Source organism: Psychrobacter sp. DD43 (assembly GCF_904846555.1).
In the GTDB taxonomy this organism is placed as follows: Bacteria; Pseudomonadota; Gammaproteobacteria; order Pseudomonadales; family Moraxellaceae; genus Psychrobacter; species Psychrobacter cryohalolentis.
The window spans coordinates 1-26,114 of sequence record NZ_CAJHBE010000006.1 but is presented as its reverse complement, the minus strand read 5'-3'; the positions used below and the strand labels follow the sequence as shown (position 1 = coordinate 26,114).

At 43.3% G+C, this 26,114-nt stretch carries 18 protein-coding genes and 1 pseudogene; 13 read left to right on the top strand and 6 right to left on the bottom strand.

Features of this window, described 5'->3' with window-relative positions; translation table 11 throughout:
• Positions 1 to 138: 138 nt before the first annotated feature.
• Positions 139 to 1,503, top strand: a complete 1,365-nt coding sequence (locus JMX89_RS04685; protein WP_201550992.1) for a glycerophosphodiester phosphodiesterase family protein — start codon at positions 139 to 141, stop codon at positions 1,501 to 1,503.
• A gap of 35 nt (positions 1,504 to 1,538) precedes the next feature.
• Here JMX89_RS04685 and aroC read toward each other — a convergent pair whose 3' ends face one another.
• The gene (gene aroC / locus JMX89_RS04680) at positions 1,539 to 2,642 is read right to left on the bottom strand and encodes a chorismate synthase (RefSeq protein WP_020443743.1); all 1,104 of its coding nucleotides are present in this window, start codon (positions 2,640 to 2,642) and stop codon (positions 1,539 to 1,541) included.
• Between the two features lie 61 nt (positions 2,643 to 2,703).
• The gene (prmB, locus tag JMX89_RS04675) at positions 2,704 to 3,879 is read right to left on the bottom strand and encodes a 50S ribosomal protein L3 N(5)-glutamine methyltransferase (protein ID WP_011513962.1); all 1,176 of its coding nucleotides are present in this window, start codon (positions 3,877 to 3,879) and stop codon (positions 2,704 to 2,706) included.
• 377 nt (positions 3,880 to 4,256) lie between these two features.
• On the opposite strand from prmB, the gene JMX89_RS04670 reads away from it, so the two are divergent.
• On the top strand, positions 4,257 to 5,681 hold the full coding sequence (locus JMX89_RS04670; protein WP_201531268.1) for a L,D-transpeptidase family protein: 1,425 nt from the start codon (positions 4,257 to 4,259) through the stop codon (positions 5,679 to 5,681).
• A gap of 163 nt (positions 5,682 to 5,844) precedes the next feature.
• Here the strand turns inward: JMX89_RS04670 and JMX89_RS04665 are convergent, their stop codons facing one another.
• A complete protein-coding gene (locus JMX89_RS04665; protein WP_133104485.1) occupies positions 5,845 to 6,057 on the bottom strand; it encodes a hypothetical protein in 213 nt (70 codons plus the stop codon).
• Between the two features lie 429 nt (positions 6,058 to 6,486).
• On the opposite strand from JMX89_RS04665, the gene alaS reads away from it, so the two are divergent.
• The 4 genes and pseudogenes from alaS (at position 6,487) to JMX89_RS04645 (ending at position 11,880) form a co-directional block, all read left to right on the top strand.
• A complete protein-coding gene (gene alaS / locus JMX89_RS04660; protein ID WP_201550990.1) occupies positions 6,487 to 9,159 on the top strand; it encodes an alanine--tRNA ligase in 2,673 nt (890 codons plus the stop codon).
• Positions 9,160 to 9,469: 310 nt separating this feature from the next.
• The gene (locus JMX89_RS04655; RefSeq protein WP_011513965.1) at positions 9,470 to 10,756 is read left to right on the top strand and encodes an aspartate kinase; all 1,287 of its coding nucleotides are present in this window, start codon (positions 9,470 to 9,472) and stop codon (positions 10,754 to 10,756) included.
• A gap of 411 nt (positions 10,757 to 11,167) precedes the next feature.
• A pseudogene (csrA, locus tag JMX89_RS04650) lies at positions 11,168 to 11,335 on the top strand (carbon storage regulator CsrA); the annotation flags it as partial.
• A 170-nt stretch (positions 11,336 to 11,505) separates the two neighbouring features.
• Entirely contained in the window at positions 11,506 to 11,880 is a 375-nt protein-coding gene (locus JMX89_RS04645) for a HopJ type III effector protein (RefSeq protein WP_011513967.1), read from the top strand.
• A 95-nt stretch (positions 11,881 to 11,975) separates the two neighbouring features.
• On the opposite strand, the gene JMX89_RS04640 is transcribed toward JMX89_RS04645, so the two are convergent.
• Together JMX89_RS04640 and JMX89_RS04635 are read right to left on the bottom strand one after the other, a co-directional pair.
• Positions 11,976 to 12,287 carry a YeaC family protein gene (locus JMX89_RS04640; protein WP_011513968.1) on the bottom strand — a complete coding sequence of 104 codons (312 nt, stop codon included), beginning with the start codon at positions 12,285 to 12,287 and terminating at the stop codon, positions 11,976 to 11,978.
• Positions 12,288 to 12,342: 55 nt separating this feature from the next.
• Complete coding sequence (locus tag JMX89_RS04635; RefSeq protein ID WP_020443747.1) at positions 12,343 to 13,347, bottom strand: NAD(+) kinase; 1,005 nt, start codon at positions 13,345 to 13,347, stop codon at positions 12,343 to 12,345.
• 297 nt (positions 13,348 to 13,644) lie between these two features.
• Between JMX89_RS04635 and JMX89_RS04630 the strand changes: the two genes are divergently transcribed.
• Positions 13,645 to 14,367: a Bax inhibitor-1/YccA family membrane protein gene (locus tag JMX89_RS04630; RefSeq protein ID WP_011513970.1), complete on the top strand. Its 723-nt coding sequence runs from the start codon at positions 13,645 to 13,647 to the stop codon at positions 14,365 to 14,367.
• 110 nt (positions 14,368 to 14,477) lie between these two features.
• On the opposite strand, the gene JMX89_RS04625 is transcribed toward JMX89_RS04630, so the two are convergent.
• Positions 14,478 to 17,342 carry a heavy metal translocating P-type ATPase gene (locus JMX89_RS04625; RefSeq protein WP_201531266.1) on the bottom strand — a complete coding sequence of 955 codons (2,865 nt, stop codon included), beginning with the start codon at positions 17,340 to 17,342 and terminating at the stop codon, positions 14,478 to 14,480.
• A gap of 416 nt (positions 17,343 to 17,758) precedes the next feature.
• Here JMX89_RS04625 and mrcB point away from each other — a divergent pair, with 416 nt between their 5' ends.
• The 6 genes from mrcB (at position 17,759) to purH (ending at position 25,937) form a co-directional block, all read left to right on the top strand.
• A complete protein-coding gene (mrcB, locus tag JMX89_RS04620; protein ID WP_201531265.1) occupies positions 17,759 to 20,242 on the top strand; it encodes a penicillin-binding protein 1B in 2,484 nt (827 codons plus the stop codon).
• 99 nt (positions 20,243 to 20,341) lie between these two features.
• The gene (locus JMX89_RS04615; RefSeq protein WP_201531264.1) at positions 20,342 to 21,214 is read left to right on the top strand and encodes a tetratricopeptide repeat protein; all 873 of its coding nucleotides are present in this window, start codon (positions 20,342 to 20,344) and stop codon (positions 21,212 to 21,214) included.
• Between the two features lie 116 nt (positions 21,215 to 21,330).
• Positions 21,331 to 22,257, top strand: a complete 927-nt coding sequence (gene prmA / locus JMX89_RS04610; RefSeq protein ID WP_149409569.1) for a 50S ribosomal protein L11 methyltransferase — start codon at positions 21,331 to 21,333, stop codon at positions 22,255 to 22,257.
• 179 nt (positions 22,258 to 22,436) lie between these two features.
• Positions 22,437 to 23,678, top strand: coding sequence for a DUF3426 domain-containing protein (locus JMX89_RS04605; RefSeq protein ID WP_201550988.1), 1,242 nt, complete (start codon positions 22,437 to 22,439; stop codon positions 23,676 to 23,678).
• A gap of 216 nt (positions 23,679 to 23,894) precedes the next feature.
• Positions 23,895 to 24,155, top strand: coding sequence for a helix-turn-helix domain-containing protein (locus tag JMX89_RS04600; RefSeq protein WP_201551075.1), 261 nt, complete (start codon positions 23,895 to 23,897; stop codon positions 24,153 to 24,155).
• A gap of 201 nt (positions 24,156 to 24,356) precedes the next feature.
• Positions 24,357 to 25,937 (top strand): bifunctional phosphoribosylaminoimidazolecarboxamide formyltransferase/IMP cyclohydrolase, encoded by a 1,581-nt coding sequence (purH, locus tag JMX89_RS04595; protein WP_201550986.1) that lies wholly within the window; start codon positions 24,357 to 24,359, stop codon positions 25,935 to 25,937.
• Positions 25,938 to 26,114 lie beyond the last annotated feature (177 nt).

The window sequence follows — 26,114 nt, the reverse complement described above, 5'->3', positions numbered from 1 at the left end:
AAAATTTAAACAAAATTAATATTACAAAATGACTTTGGTTGTCATCATTCCTTAAACATAACCCTATATTTTAGGAACTAAGTCAGTAACCATAAAATTAGTAATGATGATTTATGCACATTTATGAGGATAGTTTACATGACAATTTCAAAAAATTCAGCGAATGAGCGGGCGCAGCTATACAACGCAGTGCTGAATAGACTCAGACGCCAAGGTTCTACCTTACCTTTAGCACTTATCAGCACTTTTTTATTAATAGGCTGTAATGAAGATGACGGTTCATCAGCAATCGTACCACCTACTCTACCGCCAACGATTGAACCTATACAGTCGCTAGCTTATACCTATGGCGTTCGACCATTTTATCTGGTCAACGATATGGATGACAGCCCGCTAAAAGATGAGTTACTGGCATGTAAGGGTCAAACACCTAGCAAGACAGATTTCTCTATCGCCCATCGCGGCGCGCCTCTACAATTTCCTGAGCATACTTATGACAGTTACATGGCCTCAGCACAGATGGGTGCAGGCATTTTAGAGTGCGATGTGGCCTTTACCAACGATGGTGAGCTGGTATGTCGCCATGCCCAAAACGATTTGCATACCACTACCAATATTGTCGCCACGCCATTAGCGAATCAATGTAGTGTCCCACCTATAATAGATGCTAATGGAACTCTCACCAATGCGGCCGATATTGAATGTCGCACTTCAGATATTAGCGTCAGGGATTTTAAAAGCTTAACGGGAAAAATGGACGCCGCTAATCCGAAAGCAACCAGTATTAGTGCCTACATGAATGCGACTGCCCCATGGCGAACGGATTTGTATTCGCAAAATGGTGAGGTATTGACCCTAAAGGAACATATAGCACTTGCCAGTAGCTTGGGCATGAAGCATACACCTGAGCTCAAAGAACCCGTGGTTACTATGCCATTTAATGGCTATAGTTTAGATGCTTATCGTCAACAACTGATTGACACTTATAAAGTTGCAGGCGTGCCCGCCAGCGATGTATACCCGCAGTCATTTAGTCTTGCAGATATTGACTATTGGATTAATAACGAACCGAACTATGCCACCAATGCCGTCTATCTTATCGATGATAGCAACGAGAGCGCGGCGGGTAAAATATTTGATAAAAATGACCCAACGACGTGGAAGCATTCATTGGCTGAGCTGAAAGCGCGCGGCGTTAATATCATTGCCCCCGCAACTTGGCTATTGGTCACTAGCGATGGTAATGGCAAGCTGCTACCGTCGGCATATGCCTTGCAAGCCAAAGCCAATGGCCTCGACATTCTCACGTGGTCGCTTGAACGGTCAGGGCCGTTAGAAAATGGTGGTGGCTGGTATTATAGTGGGCTTAGCGACGCCATTAATAATGATGGCGACATCATGAATGTCATTGATGTGCTGGCGCAAGAAGTTGGAGTGAAAGGCATCTTCTCAGATTGGCCAGCAACGGTCAGTTACTATGCCAACTGTAAAGGTTTGAAGTAATGTAAAGGGTCAGCCCTACTCATATTATAAAGATATTAAGTAATCGATTGGACTGGTTGCTTAATATCAGCATTTTGACCGCGATGACGCAGATAATGATCCAGTAACACAATCGCTAACATAGCTTCGGCGATAGGTGTTGCACGTACACCAACGCAAGGATCATGACGACCTTTGGTCAGCATCTCAATCGCTTCCCCCTCTGTATTGATACTCTTGCCAGCCGTAGTAATACTAGAGGTTGGCTTCAGTGCAATACTGACACGGATATCTTGTCCTGATGAGATACCACCCAAGATGCCGCCTGCATGATTGGCGGTAAAACCATCGGGTGTCATTTCATCACGAGAGCTATGCCCAAATTGTCCTGCCACTGCCATACCATCACCAATCTCAACACCTTTAACGGCATTGATACTCATCATGGCATGGGCAATATCGGCATCTAAACGGTCAAATACCGGCTCACCAAGTCCAACTGGTACGCCGCTTGCAATAATCTCAAGACGGGCACCACAGCTCGTACCTTCACGGCGTAAACTATCTATCAAGGTCTCAAAGCGACTGACAGCATCGGCATCCGCACAGAAAAACGGATTACTATTCACAAAATCCCAATCGATTGTGCTTGGGTTTAGGACATTACTGTACTCATTACCAATTTGGGTCACATGACCACGGATTTGCACACCTAAGCGCTCTAGCAAGTATTTCTTGGCGATAGCACCTGCCGCTACACGCATGGCAGTCTCACGCGCCGATGATCGACCACCGCCACGATAGTCACGAAAGCCATACTTCATACTATAAGTATAGTCGGCATGACCGGGGCGAAAGGTATCTTTAATTTCACCATAGTCTTTAGATTTTTGATTGGTATTACGAATCAGTAGACCGATAGAAGTACCTGTCGTTTTACCTTCAAAAACGCCAGAGATAATCTCGACTTCATCAGATTCACGGCGCTGGGTCGAGTACTTAGAAGTACCCGGTTTACGGCGATCCAAATCTATTTGCAAGTCGGCTTCGGATAAGGCTAAACCTGGTGGCACGCCATCGACGATTGCTAACAAACCTGCACCATGCGACTCACCGCAGGTGGTGACGGTAAAGACCTGACCAATACTGTTGCCTGCCATATTTATCCTTAAACAAATGAAGTCGATTTTTGACTGTTTTAATTATAGTATCAATCGTGATTTATTGATTGCTATCTAGTAACTGTACATAATTGGCGAATAATGAGCGATAGCTCATAAGCTCATCATAGGTAATCGCAAAGATGCCATGACCGCCATGAGCAAACCTTAGCCAATCAAACTGAATCTCAGGATAAGCTTGTTTTAACGCCCACTCGCTATCACCCACTTCACAGACTAGCAAACCTTCGGGGCTTAGATAATCGGGTGCTTCAAACAAGATACGATGTACCAAGTCTAAACCATCTTGACCAGCAGCAAGCGCATGCTCAGGCTCATATAAAAACTCTGGTGGCAAATCTGCCATGATAGCGGCATCAACATAAGGAGGATTGGTTACAATCAGCTCATATTGATTTTCGGCAGGGATTTTGGCAAATAAGTCAGATTCAATCACATTGACTTGATGACCAAGGTCATGATGATCGACGTTGACCATCGCGACTTCTAGTGCACCTTTATCAATATCTACAGCATCAACCAGTGCATCGACAAAACGAGTCGCCAGCGCAATAGCAATACAGCCAGAACCGGTACATAAATCTAAAATACGCTCAGGCTGTGATAGCTGTTTAATTTCTAAGCCATGATCATAAAAAGCCGGCGCTTGATTATTGACACTTACGCCTATTGGTTTTGCCAGCTCGCTCACTTCAAAATATGGGTGGAACTGCTGACGAATCAATTCAGCAATAGGTGAGCGAGGAATCAATACGCGCTCATCGACATAGAACGGCAAATCACAGAAATAAGACAGATTAATCAAATAGCTTAATGGCTTACGCTCAGCGATACGCTCTTCTAACAAGCTTAAAACCAATTGCTTCTCTGAAGTGGTCAAACGACAGTCCAGAATCTGATCATTGGCAGACCAATCCAAAGACAAAGAATGCAATACAATCGCAGATGCTTCGGCAAACTCATCGGTGGTGCCTTGGGCGACAACCACATCATAGTTACGTAATTGCGTCACTGAAAAACGAATAAAGTCACGAATAGTGACCAGTTGCTCACGTGCCTCTTCAAGCTCCGCACGCAAAGTCGCAAATTCATCGTGCTCACCGACCAGCCCTGTCTCTAAATCGTATTCCATATCATCATTGATACCTTGTGACTCATCATCATTAAAGTATTGATTTTGAAATTCTTCTGCGCTCATTACTTGGTCTTCTGACATATCGCACCTTGCTGATTACATGCTCACTGACTACATGCGGATGGGTTAAATCGCTTTCAATGATTTCACTGAACAGCCAATTTATTAAATAAAAATCTCGTTCCACATTATAGACGGAAACAAGATGATGCGCCAATGACTGTATTTTTTACTTCAACAAAATCTTTAGCAGTATTTACAATTAAGTAGCCCATGGCTTTAACAGAAGGGTTAAAAAGGCTGATTTAGCATAGCCATATAACACTGTCTTAAAGCTCATAACGTATTGTGGTAACTGTTAATTGAGTGGAAAAGGCAGCCCTAGCCTGACTCAACTCTTGCTTAATTGTAGTGAATACGTCAACTGTTGACGTTTGGCAAGTCTTAAACGAAAAAAAATGTGTCAAAAGTTTGCGAAGCATCCAAATTATGCGCATAATAGCCTCATTAGCAGCCACCACAAGTATATAAATATGATGAAAATAAAACCTCTTATCACCGCTATATCTATCGCTGTTGTTAGTATGAGTGCTATTGCTGCACCTACTGATGGTACACGCACTTTACCTGTACGCACAGCTGACTCGCTTCCTAGTATTGCGAAAAAAGTCAGTCTGAATGTGCAAGAAAGTCGCAGTAGCTCAGTCGTCGACTCTAGTACGTCCGTAAAACTAGATACGAATAAAGCCAAATCAGCGGACCGTATGACCCAGCTGATTGATGCCAAGCAGGACGCTGAAGTGAAAGCATCGGTCGCCGTTACCGCTGACAATATGACCGTAGAGGAATTGACTCGTAAGGATGAGCAATCAGACAGTGACGATATTAGCGAAGGTCAAGCGGTATCAGCACCTAGCTCTGCCATGGCTGATAGTGCAACGGATACTTCTATCAAAAGTATCGCCGATGTTGATGGTAAAAAACATACCACGCTGAATTTGTCTAATTATGCCAAACAAGTAAACGGTGCCACATGGACACCGAGTATGAAAGTTAACTCAGCTATGACTATCAAAATGCAGGCGCTGCTCGATTGGAATCATGCGTCTCCGGGTGCTATTGACGGTGGCTGGGGTATGAACAGTAAAAAAGCACTGATCAACTTTCAAACCATGCAAGGCTTGCCAGCAAACGGTAAGATGGATCAAAAAACATGGGATGCTTTAAATAAAAATATTCCAGCTAACAAGCCAGTTTTAGTGACGTATACCATCACTGAAGATGATGTGAATACCAATTTTGCTACTATGCCTGCAGACTCAGAAGCCAAGTCAAAAATGAAAGGCTTGTATTATCAAGACATCAAAGAGATGTTTGGTGAGCGCTTTCATATGGATGTGCGTTATTTAGACAAGTTAAATAAAAACAAACAATATAAAGCGGGTGAAACCATTACTGTATTAAATACGCGTGCTCCGCTTAAGCAGCGTATTAACCGTGTCGTCGCCAATAAAGCTGATAAAACTCTTTATGCTTATAATGATGACAAGCTGGTTGCAACCTATCCTACAACCGTCGGTAGTGACAGCACGCCATCACCACAGGGCACCTTTAAAATCGTTAATAAAGTAAAAATGCCGTGGTATAAAGCAACTGTTGGCGAAGGCGCAGATAAAAAAGTACATATGTTACCACCAGGACCGAACAGTCCCGTAGGGGTGGTATGGATGGGCTTATCTAAACCTTCTTACGGTTTACATGGCTCACCTAAGCCAGAAGGTATCAGTCGCCAAGCATCAGCAGGCTGTGTGCGTTTGACTAACTGGGACGTTTTAGAGGTTTATGCCAATATCGAAAATGGCGCAACCGTTGAGCTAAAATAGTTCAATAGATAGTACGCAATAAAAAAGACCTTGATCATCGTATCAAGGTCTTTTTTATTATATTCCAAAAGATTCAGTACCAAAATTTTAGATGTAATAAATAAAATGAATAGCATATATAAAATGCTCGATTAAATGATACTACGATCTTTTTTACCACGAACTATGCTTTGTAACCCTCTTCATTACCTGTAATGCTGCCAATTTTTTTGGTGAAAAATAATGCTGTGGGAATAGAAACTAAGAAACCGATAGCGACTGCTATTTGAATATGCGGAATCTGGTTAAAACCCATGACCAAAGCACCGATCATAAAAAGACCGATGATGACAGTTGCTGCCATTGAATAGACAACAGAAAAAAGTGGCCAGTTCATAACTTATTCCTTACTTTTATTATGGGTATAACTACTTTATACACTATATCCATACTAATAGTAAGTCTTTTATTATTTATGCTCAGCCCAATCATAGTAAGTAATTACTATCGATAACCTTATTATAAGTATTGATTTATAATAAGTGTTTTTACTAACACCAAACCGCCTTTTATTTAAAAGTTTTCCACCCTTTGTACTGGCCCAATTTTATTCGGGAAGACCTATGACTACGTGCTTGTTTATCCTTACTATTGAAATATTCGACTGACAATCTAAATAAAATTGTCTGGTTTATAGCAAAAAATGAGTAGGGTTTACCATGTATTTACTTAGGAATCTTCAACACCCTTGGCACGTTTGTGCTAAAATCGCTTGCAAAATTATTTTACTTATTCTACTAAATACATCCGTCAGTAAGGAGCCGCTGTGAGCCAGCCATTTCGCTCAGCCGATATTCGTCAAGCTTTTATCGATTTTTTCATAAGCAAGCAGCATACCCTCGTCGCCTCATCGAGTTTGATTCCGCATAATGACCCGACATTGCTATTTACCAATGCCGGTATGAATCAGTTTAAAGAGACCTTTTTGGGTATTGAGCCGCGTGATTATACGCGTGCGGTAACCTCGCAAAAGTGCGTACGTGCTGGTGGCAAGCATAATGATTTGGATAACGTCGGCTATACGGCGCGCCATCATACGTTTTTTGAAATGCTTGGTAATTTCTCTTTTGGCGATTATTTTAAGCAAGCAGGTATTGGTTATATTTGGGAGTTTTTGACCTCGGACGAATGGCTTGCGATTGATAAAAACCGCTTGTATGTGACCATTTATGAGACTGATGACGAAGCCTTTGATATTTGGCATAAAGACATCGGTATCCCAAGCGAGCGCATTATCCGTATTGGAGATAATAAAGGCGCGCCTTACGCCTCAGACAACTTTTGGACGATGGGTGACACTGGCCCTTGCGGCCCTTGTACCGAAGTATTTTATGACCATGGCGCTGATATCGAAGGCGGTTTACCGGGTACGCCTGAAGAAGACGGCGACCGTTATATCGAAATTTGGAACTGCGTCTTTATGCAGTTTAATCGTCAAAAAGACGGTACTATGCTGCCGCTACCAGCCCCAAGTGTTGACACCGGCATGGGACTTGAACGTATCAGTGCCATCATGCAAGGCGTACATGGCAACTATGAGATAGATTTATTCACTCATTTAATGGATGCGGCGGCTGAGATTTTAGAAATTGAGAATCAGCAACAGTCATCATTAAAAGTCATTGCTGACCATATTCGCGCTGTTTCATTTTTGATTGCTGATGGCGTCACTCCAAGTAATGAAGGTCGCGGTTATGTGCTACGCCGTATCATTCGTCGTGCGGTACGCCACGGTAATAAGCTTGGTGCCGATAGCGATTTCTTTTATAAAATGGTCGCACCGCTTGTCGCTGAGATGGGCACCGCCTACCCTGAGCTAAAAGATAAGCAAAGCGTCATTGAAAACGCCATTCAAAAAGAAGAAGCCCAATTTGCCAAAACCTTAGCACAAGGTTTACGTCTACTTGCCAGCGAATTGGAAGGTCTAAAAGATGGTGATACCCTTTCTGGCGAAGCAGCATTTAAGCTATATGATACTTACGGCTTCCCCGTTGACTTGACCGCTGATATCACCCGTGAGCGCGGTATTGTGATTGATGAAGCGGAGTTTGATGAACATATGCAAGCACAGCGTGAACGCGCGCGTGATGCAGGCAAGTTCGACGTTGATTATAGCAATGTCATTCAAGTAGAAAACCCAACCACCTTTATCGGTTATGAGCAGCTTGAAGAAGAAGGTGTCACGATTGATGCACTTTATCAAGATGGCAATCCAGCCGATAGCCTAACTGAAGGTATGGAAGGTGTCGTAGTACTTGACCGTACACCGTTTTATGCTGAAGGTGGTGGTCAGGTTGGTGAGCTTGGCGAAATCCGCACCGCGACTGGCGTTTTTGAAGTGCAAGATACCAAAAAATCTGGTCAAGCCATCATCCATTATGGTGTCGTGACCATGGGTGACATTAACACCAAGCAAACCGCTGATGCGCAAGTATTGTCGAGTATTCGCGCAGCCAGTGCCAAAAACCACTCTGCCACACATCTATTGCATGCTGCATTAAGAGAAGTATTGGGTGATGAAGTCACGCAAAAAGGCTCGCTAGTATCAAGCGAAGTATTACGTTTTGATTTCTCCTATGACAAGCCCGTCAGCACTGCTGAAGTTACACGTATCGAACGCTTAGTCAATGAGCAAATTCAAGCCAACACCCCTGCTCGCATCGAGAATATGTCTATCGACGAAGCAATGAAACAAGGTGCTATGGCATTGTTTGGCGAAAAATATGGCAGTGATGTTCGCGTCTTAACCATGGGTACTGACAGTATCATCGATGGTCAACGTAAGCCTTTCTCTATTGAGCTTTGTGGTGGTTTGCACGTTAAACGTACCGGTGATATTGGTGTGTTAAAAATTACCAGCGAATCAGGTATTGCGGCTGGCATCCGCCGTATTGAAGCCGTCACTGGCATGAATGCGATTAAAAATATCCAGCAAAGTGAGCAGCAGCTGAACGAGCTTGCCAGTCAGCTAAAAGTAAAACGTCCTGAAGTGGCGCAGCGTGTGCGTACCATGGCGGATAAGCAGCGCGAACTTGAGAAACAACTAGAGCGTTTAGAGCAAAAAATCGCCAGCGCCCAAGCCGCAAACTTGCTTGATGACGTGCAAACCATTGCTGGTACGCCAGTACTTATCAGTACACTAAGCGGTATCGATGGTAAATCTATCCGTACGCTAATGGACGATATCAAATCAAAACTACCAGATAGTGTGATTGTATTGATTGGTGATAAAGATCAGCAGTTGGCATTAGCTGCTAGTGTGGCAAAGTCTGTGACTGCGAAAGTAAAAGCCGGTGATATTATTCGTCATTTGGCAGGTGAGCTTGGTGGTAAAGGTGGTGGTAAACCTGACTATGCCCAAGGCGGCGCACCAAAAGCTGCCAACACCAGCGCGGTTATCAATGCGCTACCTGCGTGGATTGCAGAGCAGCTTGGTTAAGTATTAAGCTGAGGCTAATAGGCGATTGGTTATAACGGTTATAACCAATCGCCATGTATCTAATGTCTACTGATACTTAAAGTTACGGCTCGAATATGATATAAAGGTCAACGCTTAGACTTATTTCAGCGTATGAAGTCTATTGGCATAATAAGACAGTAAACCATCAAAAAGTAAAACAAAGGGCGCAGTTCTTATAATCTGGCTTTATCGTTATTAAAATCAATCTAGCACTTAATTTAGACAGTGCCATGACGAATTGATGTCTCTCAATAACAGATAACCATTGGTGAATAATAGGTAGATTTTTATGGCGTTAATAGTACAAAAATATGGCGGCACCTCGATGGGCAGTATCGACCGCATCAAAAACGTCGCCAAACGAGTCAAACGCTGGCATGACAATGGTCATCAAGTAGTCGTTGTCGTGTCTGCCATGAGCGGTGAAACCAACCGTTTGATTGATTTAGCACGCCAAATCAGTAGCCAGCCCGATCCTCGCGAATATGACCAAATGGTCTCAACCGGCGAGCAGGTGTCTATCTCACTGCTTGCCATGGCGATTAAAGAGTTGGGTATCGGTGCACGTTCATTTACCGGTCGTCAGGTCGCTATTAAAACCGATAATGCTCACAATAAAGCGCGTATTGAAAGTATCGATGACAAAAACATCCGTGAGCAGCTAGATGCCGGCAACGTCGTTATTGTCGCAGGCTTCCAAGGTATCGATGAAGAAGGCAATGCGACGACATTAGGGCGCGGCGGCTCTGATACGACAGGCGTGGCGATTGCCGCGGCTTTAGGCGCGGATGAATGCCAAATCTATACTGATGTTGATGGCGTCTATACCACTGACCCGCGCGTCACCTCAAAAGCCAAAAAACTTGAAAAGATTACTTTTGAAGAAATGCTTGAGATGGCAAGTCTTGGCTCTAAGATTTTACAGATTCGCTCAGTAGAATTTGCTGGCAAATACGGCGTACCGCTGCGCGTATTATCTAGCTTTGATGAAAACAACGATGGTAGCTTCGACCAAGAATTTCAAGACAATGTCGGCACCCTAATTACGATAGACGAAGGAGACAATATGGAACAGGCAATCATCTCAGGTATCGCTTTTAATCGAGACGAAGCAAAAATCGTCGTACGCGGTGTCCCTGATCACCCTGGCATTGCTTCTGCTATCCTCAGCCCTATTGGCCGCGCCAATATCGAAATTGACATGATCGTGCAAAACCTATCTACCAACGGTATGACTGATTTTACTTTTACCGTTAATCGTACGGACATGGAAAAAACCATGAAAGTACTAGAAAGCGAAGTCAAAGATGAAATCGGTGCTAAAGAAATATTGGCCAATGATGAAGTGGTTAAAGTCTCATTAGTCGGCGTCGGCATGCGCTCGCACGCAGGTGTTGCTAGTCTTATGTTCCAAACCCTTGCGGAAAACAACATCAATATTCAAATGATATCGACCAGTGAAATCAAGGTATCTGTTCTTATCCAAGAGCAGTATCTGGAAAAAGCGGTAAGATCTCTACATACGGCCTTTGGTCTTGATCGTGAAGACGGTGAAAGCAAAATCGCTGGTTTATAAGAATGAACGTATAAACACTTTACTAAAGCCGTATAAAAATAATAGGCTTTAATGTTTATTCAATAAACTGCGATTTATTATTTTCAATAATGCTTAATACTTAATTAAATAGGGTCTTATTAGGACCCTATTTTCTTTTTTTATTATTGCTGAGGTTATTATAAAACCAATAGTTTTGTGAAAACCCGTGACAGTATCTGTTATGCCCCCTATAATGAGGGTTTCATTTGGGCTAAATGAATTTATCTATCATTATCGCTATTAGCATCCTATTTTGGGTAAGATTTATAAAACAATGTTTATGACATTTACTTTATAACAGCTGCCTATTTTGTGCAGCGATAATGTCCTGTAATTGAGACGCAATCTGATGAGTAATAATCTGTTGATGCAACATAAGGAGTGTGACGCATGTTAATTTTGACACGCCGCGTGGGCGAAACGCTAATGATTGGCGACGAGGTCAGTGTGACTGTCCTAGGTGTCAAAGGCAATCAAGTACGTATCGGCGTTGATGCGCCAAAAGATATTGCCGTACACCGCGAAGAGATTTATCAGCGCATTCAACATGAGCGCACGGTACAGTCGCAAATGCAGCATCTTGAGCAAGGCAGCTTTGCGCCTTCATTTGATGATGAAGACTATTTTAATCGCTAACCTGTTAGCTTCATATCCAACTATCAATAATCATTAAGCTTGTATCAAGCATGCTAGTTTTGGCTTTTTAACAGCTTTGAGGTCATTTATTTATGAGTATCCGCCAATCAGATGTATCGGCTCTACTTAATGGTTTGAATAAAAAAGCCATTGGATTCAATGATGTCATCAGTTTTATTGATGATTTTTATCGTTATGCGCCAGCGCCTTTTGTTAATGGCATGGCACATAATGCTGCTGGTGAAAACGAAGGCAGCGCCAAGATTTTTGGTTTTGCAAAGCATCACGGCTTAAATCAATTAGATACGCTAAAGTTGTTTGGTGAGCATTACCAAACAGTTCAAGCGACGCCTAAAGGAGTTGATCATCCCAATATTCGCAATTTTTTACATTGGGGCTGGCAAGGTTTTTTAATGGAGAAGAATCCATTAACACTGCGCCCTAGCGTAGATACCAGCACGCTTTGATGGTTTATGATTGACGATTATAAAAAAGCCACACTATGATGATAGCGTGGCTTTTTTTATGCTTCATTTTTTATCAGTGCATTTACATAGTAAGTCTATTTATCGCGAAACTTCACGGGCTGTACCGCACCTTTCGGATTTGGCATATTGGGATAATGATGTTCATGTTCAACATCACATTCAGCGCCAACGACCGAACCATCTTCTCTGACCGGCTTATGAATATAGCCAGTTCGCTCAGCAGGCGCCAGATGTTCATGCTCCCATACCATCACGGCTTGCATACAGGTCTCGCGCTGCTCAGCAGTCAGCTTACGACCGTCTTGCCATTTGCCAAGCTCAATTGCCATACGAAATTTATCGACCACTTCAGGTGTTAGGCTTGCTAATATCGTTTGTTTGTCCATCGTGCCTACTCTCCACTACTATTTTTTATATCACATTTTTGTCTAATAAAGACGCTTATTCATCGTCCATGATATCATCATCAGCGTCGAGACTGAATTCCTCAGCATGCACATTCCAGTGTAACTTCGTCCGGCACGCTTCATAAAAGTCAAACCCTGGCGGATGTAGCAAGGTTAATTTGTCCGGATGCTTACGAATATATAGACGCTGCTCTTGTTCAAGCGGCGTGCTTGGTTTACCGTCAGCACTGACCATCGGCTGGGTGCGGTTGTCCTCGTGAATACGAATACAAATCTCGCTGGTGCCACTGACCACAATAGGGCGACTTGACAGCGTGTGCGGGTGCATAGGCACCAAACATATGGCATCCATGCTTGGATGTATAATAGGACCACCACCAGAGAGCGCATAAGCTGTCGAGCCCGTCGGTGTCGCTACGATGAGACCATCACTGTGCTGCCGATAAACATCATGCCCATCGATTTTCATCTGAAAATCAATCATATGGACAGACTTACCAGCGTGCAACACGATGTCATTGAGTGCCATGTCTTCATGAATAATCTTACGACCTTCACGAATCTCCATCGTAAGTAAAAATCTATGGTCTAACTGATAATCACCCATCAGTACTTGGCGCAATTTAAACGCCGCTTCATCAGGTTTGACATCGGCTAAAAAACCAAGGCGACCACGGTTAACCCCCAAGACAGGTACACGATAGCGCGCTAGTGCTTCGGCAGCATGGAGTATAGAACCATCACCGCCAACCACAATGACCAAATCACAAATCTCGCCGATAAGGCTACGCTTAACAATTTTGACTCTCTCAATATCAGTGAGATTCAGAGTTGGCAAGTTGGCGGTTTGCACATCCATAATCAACGTAAGATTCATGTCGTTAATTATTTGGGCAATCTGCCCAAGACTTTGGGTTACACTGCGCTTTCCAGCACGACCCATCAAGCCAATACGGCGAAAAGCTGGATTTTTGATAGCGTGGAACAGCTCTGATTCATGTAGGTGCGGCAATCTTGCGGACTGCGCTGAGGTTTCCATAAAACGACTCGGCATGATGGTAAATTACAGAGCAATGATAACGAGAAATAGGCGATTAGACTAGCCTGTTTATCAATTATCGTTGTTAACGGTCGTAATTGACCCCATATAAAAGCCAACATACGCTGTTTTGGGCGTATGCATTTAGCTATTTAATATCGCTGTGTATAGGAGCGAAATCGACTCAATAGTTGCGCAAAGCCTTGTACGCTGTCACGTAAACACCGTTGACAATAATGGCGATTTTGCTAAAGTAGCTGACATAACTATTATTTATATTTTATTGAGGACAACTTTATGGCCAATCCTATTGTCAGTCGCGCAGAGCTTGCCGTCGGCGGTGCGCCGATGACAGTGAAGGGCGTGATTCAAAAAACCAGTTTATTGCTTGGCTTATCGGCGATTACGGGTATTGGATTTTTCTTTTATGCGTTGATGGCAGGTTTATCACAAGGTTTTATCACGATGGCGGCTTTTGGTAGTATGTTTGCTGCCTTTGGCTTAGCGATTTTCATTACCTTTAAACCGCAAAAAGCTAAGACGCTTGCCGTCCCATATGCGCTTTTGGAAGGTATATTCTTAGGTGGTATTTCCCTGTTTTTCATGAGAATGTACCCAAGTGTACCAGTCACTGCAATGTGTGCGACCTTTGTAACAGCGGCGGTTATGCTAGGGCTATATCGCTCAGGCTTGGTTAAAGTGACTGAAAAGTTCCGCTCAATCGTCACCTCAGCCTTGATCGCTATCATGCTAGTTTATGTGGCGCAGTGGGTACTTTCTTTAGCATTTGGTTCAAGCCTGCCTTTCTTGTTTGAAGGCGGCGCTATCGCTATTGGCTTTAGCTTATTTGTGATTGTTATCGCCTCTTTTACGCTGTTATTAGATTTTGATAATATTGAGCGTGGTGTGGCAATGGGTGTGTCAGAAGACTACGAATGGTTATTCAGTATTGGTCTTCTTGCAACGCTAGTGTGGATGTATATCGAATTTATGCGTCTATTAAGCTATCTACAAGATTAGTCAAATAGCTGTTCGATAGTCATTGAAATAAAAAAACCGTCTTTTATAAAGGCGGTTTTTTTGTGGGTAATCTTCAGAGATTTGTTTAAATGAGTTTAAGCTGGTTTAAATTAAGCACGCTTTAGACGCAGGGCATTTAATACGACAAATAATGAGCTTAATGACATGCCAATAGCAGCTAGCCAAGGTGGCACATAACCCAAAGCTGCTGGTATCAATACACTACCATTATAAATAAGTGCCCAGCGCAAGTTTTGTTTGATAATACGTTTGGTTTTATCAGCGATACGTTTCGCTGCAATAATAGCTTCGATTTGTCCGTTTAGGATAATACTGTCACTAGATACTTGCGCCAAATCTGCTGCACCGGCAATCGAGGTTGAAACATCTGCCGCTGCCAATACTGGCGCATCATTAATACCATCACCAACCATCAATATCACTGCACCTTGAGCTTGTAGCTGCTGAATATGATTGACCTTGTCCATTGGCGACAGTCCGTTATACGCAGACTGCATACCCAAATTTTCAGCCATGACCAAGGCTTGCGGACTTGGGTCACCTGTGAGCATGACAGGCTCGATACCTAATGCTTTCAAGCTATCCAGCATAGATTGAGCGCTATCACGTACCTTATCATTAAAATAAAAACATGCCAGTGTTTGCCAGCTTACTGATTCATCCTTTTGACAAGATAAGACTACCGCTGAGCTGGCGCGCTCGGCAACTAAATCAATCATTAAGTCATTATCCGCATTGGTAACATTATTCATTTTGTCTAAAGCAAAATCTACATGACCAATACGATATAGCACACCATCGATCATTGCTTCCACGCCTCCTGCTGGATAATGCTGCAGCGCTTGTGTCGCTGGCAGATGCAGTTGATATGCGGCGGTCAGTAGCGCATGAGCAATAGGATGACGACTGCCCACCTCTAGCGCTGCCGCAATAGCTAATACACTGTCTCTTTGCTCATCTGCCTTTGTGATGACACCTGTATCAGTAAGTAGCTTAATGTTTAATAAATTGGGTTTACCATATGTCAAGGTTCCCGTTTTATCAAATGCCACATGGGTAATTTCAGCCAGCGTTTGTAGGGTATGCCCGCGCGTCGTCAAAAACCCATAACTAGCCAATCTATTGGTCGATACAGTAAGCGCAATTGGTGTCGCTAAAGACAGCGCACAAGGACATGTCGCGACCAATACCGCCACCGTTGCCCAAATCGCTTGGCTTGGGTCAACGATATACCAGCCAATAAATACCAAGACAGACAATACTAAAATACGCGCCACAAACCAACGTGCTAGCTTATCTGCTTGCTGTGCAAGTTTTGGCTTTTCACTCATTGCCCGATTCATTAGCCTGTCAATCAAACCGATTTGGCTGTCTTCTGGTAGCGCTGTGACCAACATCTCAAATGGTTGGCTATCGTTTTGTGCACCGCCAACGATATAGTCACCTTGGTTCTTAGTGATTAAATCACCTTCACCTGTCAGTAGGCTTTGAGAAACTGTGGCGGTTGAGCTGAGCAAGATACCATCACTGATAATCTCAGAACCTGCCTCAACCATGATGATGTCACCCACTTGCAAGCTATGAGCGGTCACCATCTGCTTTTCTTTTGCCTCATCGTTTGTATTTGAGACAGTTAATCGTTGCTGACGAGTCTGCTGCCATTCTTGAGCAATACGTGATGTTAACTGATAGACATTAGCATCCATACTTTGCGTAAAATTAGGCGTAGTACTCACTGTATTTTGACTATTTACCTCATTACCAACTACGATAACAGCCCCATTAACAGCTCCATCATCAACCTTATTAACAGACTCTTCGCTTTCTTGTTTAAGCGCATTTTTCTGAACGCTATTTTGTTCTAATAGCTGCAAAATACTTGCAGCAGAGTCTTTGTTTTCAGCAATTTTCTGTACCAATACTGGCTCAACTACCACCAAATCGTTTGCCATAGTTGCCGCTTTTAGGCGAGCATTGTGCTCAATATAACGACCTGCCAGCAAGAAGAAAATAAACATACTAACTGAGTCATAATAAGTCTCCCCTTGCCCAGTAATAGTGGCAAATAGACTGGCGAAAAATGTGACAATCAAGGCAATACTAACGGGCACGTCCATATTGACTTGGCGAGCACGAATCGCTGACCATGCTGACGTAAAAAATGGTACACCGGCATAAAAGAATACTGGCGTACTGACGAATAAAGACACCCAACGCAAAAAATCGCGCTGAAATATCAGCATATCGCTATATTCACCGAAATAAATTGCCACGGCATACATCATCGCTTGCATTGAGCCGAGTGCCGCGATGCCAAGCCTTATTAGCATTTGGTTGTTATGACGTGCTAGCATGGCTTCGTGGGTATCTTGCCGATAAGGCTTGGCTTCATAGCCAATTTCATTGATAACCGCAAGAATCCGGCTAATCGGTAGCTTGGTCTCATCCCAAATCACCCGCATGCGTTGATTGGTCAAATTAACCTGACATTTACTGATGCCATCCAACTCATCCAGCCGCGATTCAATCAACCACGTACAAGCGGCGCAGCGCAGATTATTGACAGACAACTCTGCTACCGACATACCGTCTTGGGCGTAGACAAACTGTGATTTTATTTCATCATGGTCATAAGCTTCAAGGCGGGTCATCTGAACGGGTAAGCTTGCCGTACGGTTAATCTCCGAGCGATCAAGATAATATTGCTCAAGCCCCGCTTCCACGATACTTTGTGAAGCTAACTGGCAGCCCATACAACACATCTCACGCGATTTACCTAATATATCGGTATGAAACGGCGGCTGCGGCACGGGATCACCGCAATGAAAGCAATGACCCGCCAGCGGCAATACCAGACCGTCAATAATAGAATTGTCTTGATAATGAGTATTGGTTTTTGATGACCTTGGTAATGTCGGTGATGTTGGCGGCATAGGAGATGGAATACTGGACATAATCGCACTTATTTCCTTTAGACAGAACATTGAGTAAATAGCTTTAAATCAAGGCTCTATCATCTGATCTACTCGATATCGAGAAAACCACTATGTTTGATGTATATTGGTTAACTGACTACTATATTTGGGGCTACGCGACATTGATGGTTATGCTTCTTTAAGATAGTGCGTGTTAATGCAAACCATTACTCTTATTCAAAATTGAGACAGTGTTACGACAATAAGAGGTGGCGGACACTTTCAAATAACCATCATTGCTTTTATAAAGATTATACTATAAGCACAGGCTCTCAGCAGTATAACTCCTGAGTGCTGAGAGCAAATGAATGCCTGCGTTGATGATGATAGATTGAAAAATTTGTCAATTTGCGTCATTATGAGGCAGTTTTTCATCCCAAAATGGTGTGTCATCAGTGCAAAAATCTAATTCTAAGCAACCACAGTCCTCTAAGCCTGCTATCAATACGCTACCTTCCCAGCAGCGCGGTGTGGTGTTTAGTAGTATTTTATTAATTGTTGTCATCGCTGGCATGGTGCTATTAGCACTATACTTGGTCAAACTTGATCGCACCATTACTCACAAGTTTGAGGGTAAACGCTGGGATATTCCTGCCAAAGTATATTCGCAGCCATTAGAGCTGTATCAAGGCGCCAACGTCGATAAAGACACGATGAAGAAGTGGCTTGAGCTACTTAACTATCAAAGTAATAAAGCCTATGATCGCACGGGTACTTATCATAAATCAGGTAATACCTATTTTATTCATACACGTGGATTTACTTATAGCGCTAATGATATAGACCAAGAGCAAGTCATCAAAATGACTATTGCTGGTGATAAGATTGAGTCAGTACAAAGTACTGTGGCGGCGAAAACCGGCATTATCCGTCTTGAACCGGTGAATATCGGTGGTATTTACCCGGATAGTAATGAAGACCGTATGGTTGTCTCGTTAGATCAAGTACCGCAGCCGCTTATTGATGCGCTGATAGCGACAGAAGATCGTGGTTTTTATGAACATAAAGGGGTATCGATACGTGGTATCGCTCGTGCAGTCATCAATAACTTCTCTGGTGGATCACGTCAAGGTGGCTCGACCATCACCCAGCAGCTGATCAAAAACTTTTATCTGAATTCAGACCGCACAATGAAGCGTAAAGCCAATGAATCCTTGATGGCTGTGCTACTTGAGCTGCATTATAGTAAAGATGAGATTTTGCAAGCATATCTCAATGAGATTTATCTGGGTCAAAATGGCAAACGCTCTATCAATGGTTTTGGGTTGGCATCACAATTTTATTTTGATAAGCCGCTCAATGAGCTGCGCCTAGATCAGCAAGCACTGCTTGTCGGTATGGCAAAAGGACCGAGCGTTTATAATCCGCGCCGCCATCCAAACGATTCAAAGGCGCGTCGCGATGTTGTGCTTAGCAATATGTTGGCCGTCGGCTCGCTCAGTCAAGAAGAATACGATAAAGCATTAAAAAATTCACTTGGGGTAGTTGATAAGCCTGTTGAAGGTAAAAGCCAATTCCCTGACTTTTTAGATATCGTCAAGCGTGAACTAAATAAAGTCTATTATTCCGATGATCTCAAAAACGAAGGTCTGATTATTATTAGTACGATGGACCCTATTGCCCAGTTGGCAGCGGACAAAGCGGTTGAGAGAAAGCTTGGCGAGCTACGCCGTAGTGGTAGCAAAACCAAAGATTTACAAGGGGCGCTGGTCAGTGCCAACCCTGAGACGGGTGAGCTGGTTTCTGTTGTCGGTAGCGGCAGCGAATTTACTGGCTTTAACCGTGCGGTCGATGCCAAACGCCAAGTGGGCTCATTATTAAAGCCGATTATTTATATGACCGCTCTCGAAAGTGGTCGCTATAATTTGGCAAGTTCGGTTGATGACTCCCCTATTACGGTCAGTCTAAGCGACGGTACCGAATGGAATCCCAAAAACTATGACAATCGTGATCATGGGTACATACCCTTTACCACAGCGCTGTCGCAATCTTATAACCATAGCGCTGTTCGCTTAGGGATGGAATTTGGAGTCGACACCTTTGCCAAGCAATTAAAACGTATGGGCGTTAAAGAGAAAATACCCCCTTATCCTGCGGCATTATTGGGCTCAGTCAATCTAAGCCCGATGGACATGCTTGGTGTCTATCAAGTATTTGCAACGGGTGGTTTCCGTACGCCTATTCACAGTATCCGTAGTGTGATTGATGATCGCGGTAGTATTTTGCAGCGCACAGGCTTAAATACTCAGCGCAGCATTCCGCCTGAGACCAACTTTTTAATTAATTATGCGTTGCAAGATGTGGTCAAGAACGGTACAGCTAGACGCGTGCAATCGCTTGGTAGCAATCTAAACCTTGCGGGCAAAACAGGTACTACCAATGATTACCGCGATGCGTGGTTTGCCGGTTATAGTGGTAACTATGTCAGCGTGGTTTGGGTTGGACGTGATGATAATAAACCGATTGGGCTTAGTGGCGGCAGCGGTGCTTTGCCAGTTTGGGTTGATTATATGAATCGTCTAAAACTGACACCTGTTGCGCTACCAGAGCCAGAAGGCATCGAATGGCTATGGTTAGAGAACAACTCAGGCAAGCTGTCTAATGAGCGCTGTGCCAGCGCACGCTACTTGCCTGTTATGTCAGCATATTTGCCTCAAGAAGCCAGCAGCTGTGCGATTGGCTTATACCAACAGGATCGTGCGCGCGAGCAGATGCAGTGGCAAAATCAGCAAGGCGATATCAATAAGCAACGTCGCCGTGAAGGATTGGACATACCAAATGGTGAAGCTATTGATAATAACAGCAGTGATGCCGAGCAAGACGGTGATATACCCAATCGTGTAGATACTTGGTATGATCGTGCTGTTGAATGGTTTTAGTGAACTGCTTCTATTTCAGTCGTGATAGCTGAAGATTTGACTTTAAAGGTTAGTAGCTGAACGATTTTAAGATTTTTAAAACTTAAAAAGGGTTTTAATATGGTGTTATCTATATTGCAAGCGTTGTTGACTCAGCAGACGATTGAAGCTCAGCCCAAAAAACAGCCAAAGCATTTACATAAAGCTCTTTTAATTAGCGCTTGTTTTGGCATGCTAAGCTTGAGCGCTTGTCAGACTGCACCAACTTCAATAAAATCGCCTTCTGCTCAAACCTTACCATCAACCAGTAGTCAAAAAACGACGCAACCTGAACAATCCACAATAGTGACGCAAACCCCTAGCACTGATCATAGTGGTTATGAAAGTGTTGAGAGTACTGAAGCTGATAAGACTGACGATAATTATCCTATCGAGCCTTATCATCCACCTGCATTAATAGAATCACCAACGGAATCGGTAACAGAAAAGCCACCTGTAATCTTGGGGTCTAATCAAAGCACGAGTCAAACTCCGATCGTAACTCAGCCTGATACCGTGATCCTCACGCCTGCTCATGAAGATGAAGTGATATATGTGCCATCTATCCCGTCGCATAATGAGCTACTAGAGCGTGCGCGGCAGAACTCGCAGCGCAGTCAGAAAACCACCAACAATAATAGCAACTTGCCCGCCTTTCGTAACCTGATGCAAGTGGGCACTGAGCAATTAAAGGCAGGCAATTTAAATGGCGCTGAGAGCAGCTTTACCCGAGCTCAGCGCCTAGCACCCAAATCATCAGCGGTATATTTTTATCTTGCGCAAGTGGCACTCAAAAAAAACCAGCCACGCAAGGCTGAAGCAATGGGACGGCGTGGGCTTAGTGTCTCTCAAGACAGCAGTCGCCGCCGTGCGCTATGGCAAATTATTCTACAGTCTGGACAAGCACAAGGTAATGCACGGGTGATAAAAGAAGCCAAACAAGCATTACGCTAATAGTACTATCTTTTTGATTAACCATGACGACTGACTATATAAGCGCTAAAATAGGCTTTTATAGTCGGTCGTTAATTTTTATTATCTATTTTTTATTTTGAAACAAGGTTACTTTTATGGCATGGCAACAACTTCACTTACAATGTGAAAAAGACAACGTAGATCTTGCTGAAGCGCTATTATTAGAAGCAGGCGCGCTATCTATTGCACTTGATGATGCAGGCGACCAACCTTTATTTGAGCCACTTCCTGGTGAATCACCACTATGGGACGAAGTGATTTTAACAGGGCTCTTCGATGCTACGATAGAGACTGGAACTCGTGATGTTATCGAGCAACTCAGTCATGAGATTGCAGCCCAAGTACAGGCGAGCCGTAGTTGGGTAAGTGCTGTCGATGACAAAGATTGGGAGCGTGAATGGATGTCCAATTACAAACCCATTGAGTGTGCCAATGACTTGTGGATTGTACCTAATTGGCTGACACCGCCCAATCCTGAAGCGACCAATATTATTATGGATCCAGGCTTGGCATTTGGTACTGGCTACCATGCGACCACTCGCCTATGTCTTGATTGGCTAACTGAGCAGGACCTTACGGATAAAGTAGTGATTGATTATGGTTGCGGCTCAGGTATCTTAGGTATCGCCGCCTTATTGTTAGGGGCGCGCCATGTTTATGCCGTAGATATTGATCCTCAAGCGGTACTGGCAACCAATCAAAATGCGGCACGCAATTCGGTCGACAATCGTTTGCAAGCGTTTTTACCAGAGGATTTCACTGCCTTTTGGCAACAGCAAAATATAGCGCCTGTAGAAGTGATGGTTGCCAATATTTTAGCCAAGCCACTGATAGGTCTAGCGCCTTATTTTGTCACCTTGATGGCACCAAAAAGTCGTATCGTCCTTGCCGGTTTGATTGAATCACAAACTGAGCAAGTGACCGAAGCGTATCAGCCTTATTTTGCGCTTGATCCTAAGCATGCTTTTACTGCACAAGAAGATCAACATTGGCAGAGATTATCTGGTACATTTACAGGCTAGCAACATTAAATTACATCTGTTACGATAGAGTAGTAGTTAAATGTTGTGTATTTGGCGCTACTCTAGAGTTGCCTGTAGTTTATAATTAATAATACTTCAACAATGACATTGAAGTAATTGGCAGCGGTTGGTGAGTGGCTATACGGTATTCTTACTGATACCTTTTTGGATTCAACTCTATGACCACACCCATTAAAACCCAGTGTCCTCATTGTCATACCATTTTTAATATAAAAAACACCCAGTTAAATCAAAAAACCGCGACTGTCTGTTGTGAACATTGCCAGCAAATGTTTTTGGTGAATAATAATCTTATCGTCACTGCTGATATAGACAGCAATCGTAAGCTGACAGATACAGAAGTTTCTAGCGAGCGTGATAAGAAAATTAATGACAGAACCTCTCATAAGAAACATTCTATTTTAGCTGCTGCAAACTCAAATGATACAGATATCCTAATTCATGACGATATGATACATGACGATATCGATATTGAGGCATCTGCTGACAAGAGTCTAGAATACGACTCACTAGATAGTATGGATGCGTGGCTTACACAAGCCACTGATAACAATAACGTTACCCAAAGCGCTCTATCAGCAAGAAGTACTGCGAAAAAATCAGATAAACATTCAGATACATCCCTTGATTTATTTGAAGAAACCTCTACCTCTACTAAGCATTCAAACCGCTCTCCTTCGTCCGCAGAAGTGGCTTTAAGCTCAACAGCGGCTAACAGTATTCATGCCAATATTGATAATGATGCCGATGACTCGTGGCTCGAAAAACTGCTTAAAGAACAACACCCACCCGAAGATACGCCAACCAATGATACTGATTTATCGCAATTACTCATTAGTATGGGCGTCGACTTTAAAGAAGAAGACCGTAGTAAGGCGGCACATGCCAAAAGATTACAAGCGCAAGCCAAATTCTCACCAACACCATCCCATCGTTCAGTAGCTTCATTACTATGGACATTAGGCTGTTTGGTGCTAGTACTACTACTTTTTGCTCAGTACATTATGTTTAACTTAAATAACTTAGTTAAAAATCCTGCACATGCTCAACGCTTACAGACGATATGTACGATTGCAGCTTGTAGCCTGCCCAGTGCTGACTTGACTGCATTAACTCTGAGTGACATCAGATACCGAGCCGGTCAAATAAACAGTGCAGCTGATTCTAGTGATATAAGTGCTACTCTAAATAACCAAAGCTCACAAGCACAGCTATATCCTCATATAAAAGTCAGTGTATATGGTGCCAATGCGCTGATTGGTGAGTTTATCGCTCCACCAGATAAGTACTTGGTTGGTAAACAAAGTCAATTAGCTTCTAATGGTCATAAGCAGTTACTCTTTACGGTACCTATTGCCAATGCTCAAATTAGTAAAATTGCTATTAATCCCATTTACTGATGTTCGCTGACTGATATTCGCTCATTAACCTCATCTTCTTAAGATGATCGCTGCTGATTTTGATATAATAGCCAACGAGAGCCTCATGGTTTTACTCTTTAACCCCAAGGACATTATCTTATGACACCACAGGCACAGTACAATGCCAGTCATGTTAACAAAAGCGCTGGTAATCTTGATTATTATGAAGAGGACTACCATCGCTCAATCCGTAATGTGGAATCTGCTTTAGATGACACAGGTCATGCGCATGAGCCATTACGGATACATGTTGAACGTGTGGTGCGTCAATATTTTGCAATGTTAGGTGATGAGATACCAACTGAATTATATGAGCTTATTTTAAAAGAGATAGAGCAACCTTTGCTGTCTGTGGTGTTAGAAAAGAGCCGTGGTAATCAAACCAAGTGTGCGCAGATTTTAGGTCTAAATCGCGGTACACTACGCAAAAAGCTCAAAATATATGGTTTAATGTAATACTATAAATAATGTTTTTGATAAATCTGACTTATTAATAAGTACCATCAATCCTATTTATGAAACGCTTACCTACCCTAACTGATATTATGTATGGCAGTTTGTAGTTTATGATCTTATCACTCACGATATGCTCTATACTGATTGTCATTGTTACCTTGCCAGACGTTTACGTCAGGCTTTTTTTATGGAAATTTTTTTATGAGTAAAGCCCCACTAGCACTACTGTCGGTCTCCGATAAATCCAATATCGTTGAGTTCGCTCAAGGTCTGATTAAAGCAGGTTTTGGTCTGTTATCGACTGGCGGTACTTTCCGTTTACTCACAGAGCATAATGTCGCTGTCACTGAAGTATCAGACTATACGGGTTTCCCTGAGATGATGGATGGTCGGGTCAAAACGCTTCATCCCAAGATTCACGGTGGCATTTTGGGACGCCGCGGCACAGATGATGCGGTGATGAGTGAGCACGAGATTGAGCGTATTGATTTGGTAGTCGTAAACCTTTACCCATTTGCAGAAACGATTGCCCGTAGTGACGTTACCATGAATGATGCCATCGAAAATATCGATATTGGCGGACCTACGATGGTACGTTCAGCGGCAAAGAATCATGCACATGTTGGTATTGTGACTGATCCAGCTGATTATACGCGTGTACTTGAAGCCTTGGGTGATGGTACGACACTGACCCATGCCTTACGCTACGATTTAGCGGTCAAAGCGTTTGAGCATACGGCACAATACGACGGGATGATTGCCAACTTCTTAGGCAGCCGTGTTAACGAGAATCAAGAACCGGAAGATTTTTCACGTACCTTTAACGTTCAGCTAGAAAAACTGCAAGACCTGCGCTACGGTGAAAACCCGCATCAAAAAGCAGCGTTCTATGTTGAAAACAATGCTTTAAAAAGCAAGCAAGCATCTATTGCTACTGCTAAGCAATTGCAAGGCAAAGCATTGTCTTATAACAATATCGCCGATACTGATGCCGCGCTTGAATGTGTGAAAGCTTTTAGTACGCCTGCCTGTGTGATTGTAAAGCATGCCAACCCTTGCGGCGTTGCTGTCGACACTGATCAAGTAGCAGCATATCGCACTGCGTTCAGCACCGATCCTGAATCTTCTTTTGGCGGCATTATTGCTTTTAACCGCCCATTAACACTTGCCGCTGCTAAAGCCATTATCGACAATCAGTTTGTTGAAGTCATTATTGCCCCAAGCATTGAAGACGGTGTCCTTGAAGCGACAGCTAGCAAGAAAAACGTGCGCGTTTTGGTCTGCGGCGACTTGCCAGCACCTGAATTACGTGACCGCCAGCTTGATTACAAGCGCATCAATGGTGGCTTACTGGTGCAAGAGCAAGATTTAGGGTTAATTACTGCCAATGACTTAAAAATCGTCACAGACGTGCAACCAACCGAAGCACAAATTGCTGACTTACTGTTTAGCTGGAACGTTGCAAAATACGTCAAATCTAACGCCATCGTTTATGCTAAAGGTCAGCGTACCATTGGTGTCGGCGCAGGTCAGATGAGCCGTGTTAACTCAGCTCGTATCGCTGCTATTAAAGCGGAGCATGCTGGACTTGCAACCGAAGGCGCGGTTATGGCATCTGATGCTTTCTTCCCATTCCGTGATGGTATCGATAACGCTGCCGAAGTAGGTATTGCGGCGATTATCCAGCCGGGTGGCTCTATGCGTGATGATGAAACCATTGCTGCTGCAAATGAGCACGGTATCGCCATGGTATTCACCGGTATGCGTCATTTCCGTCATTAATTTGTGATTGAGCGCTATTCTCATTAAAAACTCATCCTCTTGAATAAAAAAAGCCACTGTATGATTACAGTGGCTTTTTTTATGTTTATGTCCCGTCCTAAAATAAGTTTACGAAAAAGGAGCTTATTCATGGACAAGTTAGACACTGTAAAGGTTAAGCGCACTCAAAAAGATTAT